Annotated in this window: 1 protein-coding gene; it reads left to right on the top strand. The window is 62.8% G+C overall.

Annotation, left to right across the window (positions count from 1 at the left end):
• Positions 1-689 precede the first annotated feature (689 nt).
• On the top strand, positions 690-1,503 hold an 814-nt coding region (locus tag M653_RS0131065; protein WP_032936458.1), incomplete at its 3' end, for an integrase.

Raw genomic sequence — 1,503 nt, 5'->3', positions numbered from 1 at the left:
CGCTGTCCCGGTAGCACCTTTCGCGCATGGTCGTGAGCGACGATGCTCGGAGCCTTTGAGGGCTTCGACACATGACGATTTCAGAGCTTACGCTTAAGTCCAGGGACGAGGATCCGGTTCGACGGCTTGAGATATTCACGGGTTCTGGACGGCGGCGCGAATGGTTGCTCGGAGGAGAAGGCGCGGATCGTGGCGGAAAGCTACGATGCTGGCGAGACCGTCAGCGCGGTGGCTCGGCGACATGCATTGGTCCGCCGGTCCGCGCGTGTGCCGTTGGCGAATGCGCCGGCACCGGAGCCGTTGTTTGTTCCAGCAGTGGTCGCGGCACAGGAGCCCGAACCGGCGGGGAAGCGCGCGAGATCGACACGGAAGCGGAAGGCCGCGCGAGAAGCCGGCGTGATCGAGCTGGAGATTGACGGCGTCGCCATGCGGGTCGGTCGTGGCGCCGACGCTAGGACGGTGGGGCGGTGATCCGTGCGCTGAAGGCGCCGTCGTGATCGGGCCGACGGGTGCGGCCAAGGTGATGGTTGCGACGAAGCCGGTGGACTTCCGCAATTATGTGGAGCGCTGGATTATGCAGAGTAGGCCGCAATCAAGCCAACTTCAAGGTGTTAGAGCGCTCAATCGCTTTCTTGCTCGGCATAATTTTGTCGTCTCTCGACGTCATTTGACCTTGAGAGGGGACCACATTGTCAAAGTCGAAGGAAGTTATGCTCGAATGCACGCGATTGATGGACCCGGGCGCCTTGCGACCGTTCGTGGAAGCGTTCACGAGCCGATTGTTGAGCCTGGGACACACCCGCCTGACGGTGTCAGGCTACGAAGCCTCGGCTCGTCACTTCGGACATTGGCTGCAAAGCGCCAAGATCGCTGTCGCGGAGATCAACGAGGATACGGTTCGCCGTTTCGCGCGACATCGATGCCGCTGTCCCGGCGTGCGACGAGCCGATCGCCTGTCCGCCAAATACGTGAACCGGGCGCGGCGGTTCGTGAGTTTTCTGGCGGAATGCGGGATCGTGACGCCATGGACGCAGGATGAGCCGCGTGCCCACGACGACCATGTCCTTGCATTCCAGATTTGGCTGAGACGGCACCGGGGCATTTCTGAGCGCACAATCGATCGCCATGGCCGGATGGTGATGCGGCTGCTTCCCGCTTTGGGTCCCGATCCAAGGCATTACGATGCCCGCCTCATTCGGCAAGCGATCCTGGGGGAAGCGCAGCGCAATTCGCGGGCAAACCTCAAGACGATGACGATGGCGCTACGGGGCTACCTCAGATATTTAGCAACCCAAGGCCTATGCCGGTCGGGGCTTGATCATGCGATCCCGACGGTGCCGCAATGGCGGTTGGCGGCCTTGCCGCGCTACATCTCCACGGCGGAGGTCGAGCGGGTTATCGCGTCGTGCGACATCACGACGCCAATGGGCGTCCGCGACCGCGCAGTGCTTCTCCTGCTTGCACGTCTCGGCCTGCGCGCCGGCGACATTTCGGGCATGCGCC

Origin of the sequence: Mesorhizobium sp. WSM3626 (assembly GCF_000513935.1) — a bacterium.
Taxonomy (GTDB): Bacteria; Pseudomonadota; Alphaproteobacteria; order Rhizobiales; family Rhizobiaceae; genus Mesorhizobium; species Mesorhizobium salmacidum.
The sequence above is the reverse complement of the archived record's forward strand: the minus strand, read 5'-3'. Positions and strand labels throughout refer to the sequence as shown.